Annotated in this window: 4 protein-coding genes; 3 read left to right on the top strand and 1 reads right to left on the bottom strand. The window is 36.8% G+C overall.

All coding sequences use genetic code 11. The annotated features are described in order from the left end of the window. From imm45 to HMPREF3020_RS00260, 3 genes are all read left to right on the top strand, one after another. Positions 1-258: Imm45 family immunity protein (gene imm45 / locus HMPREF3020_RS00270; protein ID WP_070775141.1), on the top strand; the 258-nt coding region annotated here is incomplete at its 5' end. A gap of 420 nt (positions 259-678) precedes the next feature. Continuing rightward, entirely contained in the window at positions 679-2,055 is a 1,377-nt protein-coding gene (locus HMPREF3020_RS00265) for a tyrosine phenol-lyase (protein WP_070775140.1), read from the top strand. Between the two features lie 163 nt (positions 2,056-2,218). After that, positions 2,219-3,433 carry an aromatic amino acid transporter gene (locus HMPREF3020_RS00260; protein ID WP_070775139.1) on the top strand — a complete coding sequence of 405 codons (1,215 nt, stop codon included), beginning with the start codon at positions 2,219-2,221 and terminating at the stop codon, positions 3,431-3,433. Positions 3,434-3,480: 47 nt separating this feature from the next. Here HMPREF3020_RS00260 and HMPREF3020_RS00255 read toward each other — a convergent pair whose 3' ends face one another. After that, positions 3,481-4,158 (bottom strand): helix-turn-helix transcriptional regulator, encoded by a 678-nt coding sequence (locus HMPREF3020_RS00255; protein WP_049365082.1) that lies wholly within the window; start codon positions 4,156-4,158, stop codon positions 3,481-3,483. Between the last annotated feature and the right edge of the window lie 359 nt (positions 4,159-4,517).

Genomic DNA, 4,517 nt, shown 5'->3' with positions numbered 1-4,517 from the left:
AATTATTACACAGATCGAGTCGTGGACTTTATTATCTTTGAAACAGAGGATGTTGACAGACCGCTTGGATTGTTATCTATATCTGGTTATAAGGCTGGAAAAATAGCGCTTATCTTTCCTAAAGAGGCTTTTAAAAAAGACGCGATTTATTCTTTAGATAAGAATTGGATAGAAAAAAACATATATGATTATTTATATCTAAACAAAGAGTGTGACAAAGTTTTTATATCAAAAAATGATTCAATACTTCCATTCTAATAGCTCTTATACAAAAGAAATTGTTGGATTAAAGTGTGGTCAATTTCAAAGAGTTTTTAAACCTCTCAAAAACTGACCGCGCTTTTGTATTTTTAATGCTTCTTTTGCCGAAATATACCCTCTCATATCAATCCCGACTGCAAAACCATTCCCATATCCGCTTGTCCTATTGAAAAAACTGGATAGTCCAACTCGCTTGTTTAATTACTCTAAAAATCAGTATGTTTATGATTTTTTTTGATATAAAATTATCAAATAAAAATATTTTCACATAAATTTGATAAAATTTTATCGATTTGTGACTTTGATCACAGTAATGCAGAAAAAAATTCAGTACTATGCTTGCAACTCGATGATAGATGTTTTTAGTAGCGGGTTAATAATCATGGACTTTAAACCTAACATAATAGGAGATTTATTATGGCATACTATCCAGCAGAACCGTTCCGTATTAAAAGTGTTGAACCTGTTTCAATCTTACCAAAATCAGAACGTGAAAAAGCGATGAAAGCGGCAGGCTTCAATACCTTCTTACTTGATTCAAAAGATGTTTATATCGACCTTTTAACCGATAGCGGTACAAATGCAATGAGTGACCGTCAATGGGCCGGTATTATGATGGGTGATGAAGCTTATGCAGGTAGCCGCAACTTCTACCATTTACAAGAAACAGTTCAAGACTTATTTGGTTTCAAATATATTGTGCCAACTCACCAAGGTCGTGGTGCTGAAAATATTCTTTCTCGTATCGCGATTAAACCGGGTCAATACGTACCAGGCAATATGTATTTCACTACTACACGTTTCCACCAAGAAGCCAATGGCGGTATTTTCTACGATATCATTCGTGATGAAGCGCATGATGCAACATTAGATATCCCATTCAAAGGTAATATTGATGTTAAAAAATTAGAAAAATTAATTAACGAAAAAGGTGCTGAAAATATTGCTTATGTGTGCTTGGCGGTAACAGTAAACTTAGCGGGTGGTCAACCGGTTTCTATCGCAAACATGAAAGCTGTTCGTGAATTAACCGCAAAACACGGCATTAAAGTGTTCTACGATGCAACTCGTTGTATTGAAAATGCTTATTTTATTAAAGAACAAGAACCTGGCTATCAAGATCGTTCAATCAAATCTATCGTTCAAGAAATGTTCAGCTATGCAGATGGTTGTACAATGAGTGGTAAAAAAGACTGCTTAACCAATATCGGTGGTTTCTTATGTATGAATGATGAAGAATTGTTCATGAAAGCGAAAGAATTGGTTGTTGTGTTCGAAGGTATGCCGTCTTACGGTGGTATGGCTGGTCGTGATATGGAAGCAATGGCGATCGGTTTGAAAGAAGCAACTCAGGAAGAGTACATTGAACACCGTGTTAAACAAGTACGTTACCTCGGTGAAAAATTAAAAGCAGCGGGTGTACCGATTGTCGAACCAATTGGTGGTCATGCGGTGTTCTTAGATGCTCGTCGTTTCTGTCCACATTTGAAACAAGAAGAAGACTTCCCGGCACAAGCATTAGCGGCAGCAATCTATGTTGAATGCGGTGTGCGTACAATGGAACGTGGTATTATTTCAGCTGGTCGTGATATTAAAACTGGCGAAAACCATCATCCAAAACTTGAAACTGTACGTATTACTATTCCTCGTCGTGTTTACACTTATGCACACATGGATTTAGTTGCTGATGGTATTATCCATTTATTCAAACATAAAGAGGATATTAAAGGGCTTCGTTTCGTGTATGAACCAAAACAATTACGTTTCTTCACTGCACGTTTTGAACAAAAATAGGCCTACCGCCCTTACCTCAGTAACGGGGTAAGGGCTTTTTGTATCTAAAAAATATTTGGTTAATGAGAAAAATGCGAAAACATTCTAATGACATTGTAGTTTGATGTATTGTCAAATAAGGAAGTGACTAGCCTTTCTACGATAATCGGAAAGGAGAAAACTTATGAACAAAACATTGGGAAGTACCTTGATTACCTCAGGGACGATGATTGGGGCAGGGATGCTTGCCATGCCTCTCACCTCTGCAGGAATAGGTTTCACGTTTACAGTTGTTCTACTTGTTCTTTTATGGATTCTGCTCACCTATAGCGCATTATTATTTGTTGAGGTTTACCAAACCGCTGAACATGATGCTGGTATTGGCACGCTTGCCGCACAGTATTTTGGTCGACCAGGACGAATTGTTGCAACTAGCGTATTAATGATTTTCCTTTATGCATTACTTTCCGCCTATGTAACCGGTGGTGGTGCAATTCTTGCTTCAACTTTACCTGATTTTGCGACGCCTGATCTCAAAATGAAAGGTTCTATCCTAGCATTTACGATCTTCTTTGGTATCTTCGTAGCAATTGGCACAAGCTTTGTGGATGCCTTAAATCGCTTCTTATTTATCGCGATGATTGCGGCTTTATTTATTGTGCTTGGATTGATGATTCCAGAAATTAAAATCGATAACTTAATGGCCATGCCAATTGATAAAGCGCTATTGATTTCGGCTAGTCCGGTTTTCTTTACCGCTTTTGGTTTCCACGGCTCAATTCCTTGCTTAAATAAATATTTAGAAGGTGATGTAAAAGCCTTAAGATTTTCTATTATTGTGGGCTCTGCAATCACATTAGTGGGTTATCTTTTATGGCAATTTTCTACTCACGGTGTGTTAAGCCAAAGCCGATTCTTAGAAATCCTTAATCAAGATCCGACATTAAATGGATTGATTGAAGCCGTTCGAGTGATTACAGGCAGCACCATTATTGCAGCTGTCGTGAAAATCTTCTCTGCCTTAGCACTGATTACCTCATTCTTAGGGGTCGCACTAGGTTTACTAGAATGTATTGACGACTTATTAAAACGTGCCTTCAATATTTCAGCGAACCGTTTAAGTTTAGGTTTCTTAACCTTCCTTCCGCCCTTGCTCTTTGCATTCTTCTATCCAGAAGGCTTCATCCTTGCATTAGGTTATGCAGGACAAATGTTTGCTTTCTATGCAGTGGTATTGCCGGCAGCATTGGTTTGGAAAGCTCGCCATCAACATCCAAACTTACCTTATCGTGTGCCGGGTGGTTCAGGGGTCCTACTCTTTGTCTCAATTCTAGGGATTATTATCGTGAGTATCCCATTCCTAATTAAATTAGGTATATTGCCTGAAGTAGTGGGCTAATAACACGATTAAAATAAAAAAGTGCGGTTAATTTTAACCGCACTTTTTTATGCTTTCTCTTTGATTGCTTTAAGATATCGATATACGCTAGGTTCTGAGATTTTCAAATATTTCGCCACCATTGGAATGGCACCTTTGATATTGAAAATACCTTTATCAAATAAGACTTTAATGGCGTTTTCCCGTTGTCTTAAGCTGAGTGGTTTATCGGAGTGTAATAGAGTGAAATCAAGGTATTCACAAAGGATATCTTCGATGGAGTTTTCGAGTTTTTCTTTATTAATTATTTCAGCTTCTTCCACTTCGGCAAAGGCCGCATCAATACCTAAAATATTGACGAAGTTTCCAAGATTTTCTAATGAAATTAATTTGGTCATCACATCAACCAACTCAGAGGTATCATGATTAATACAAAGGATGCCTTCTAATTTATCCCCATTTTTAATGAAATAAGTTGCACCTCGAATGACCTTTTCGGAATCAGCCACCGCTTTGTAGTTAAAGACAAAATCCTTATCTAAATACACTTTATCCTGCAACAAACTAGAACCAAAAGAACTAAGTGGAGAGGAAAGGGTCCTCCCGCTAACGTGGCTATTCGCAATGGCTTCCATATGAGCCTTATTCTTATCAAAAGAATGAAATACGACTTCGTATTTAGGGCCGAGAACATTTCCCAAAAAATGGGTTAGGCCAATAAAATATTTCTTTTGTACGTTATTCATACCAACTTAATCTCATTAATTTCAGCTTGCTATAGGTATTCTATAACCGCTTATTTTTTATAGCAAATATATTGTAAAAAACGGCAGGTTATCTATGGTGTTTTACTTTAAGTGAATCCCATAATGCTTAATGGGATGTGGTTAGACAATACTTCTGTGATATTCTTTGGTGTTGGGATTTTTATCTTTAAGACACTTCAAGTGAATCTTGTAAGAAATGCTAAAGCTTGTATCCTCATTATTAAGGATTATTACATACGAGATGATTACTAAAGCACATGATGAATTAAAATAAAAGGAGAAGTAGGCATGAGATATTTATTACTCATTTTAAAAAGATCTTTTTTGATGACTATCAT

Origin of the sequence: Haemophilus sp. HMSC068C11 (assembly GCF_001815355.1) — a bacterium.
GTDB lineage: Bacteria > Pseudomonadota > Gammaproteobacteria > Enterobacterales > Pasteurellaceae > Haemophilus_D.
This window is presented reverse-complemented; position numbering and strand designations above follow the sequence as displayed.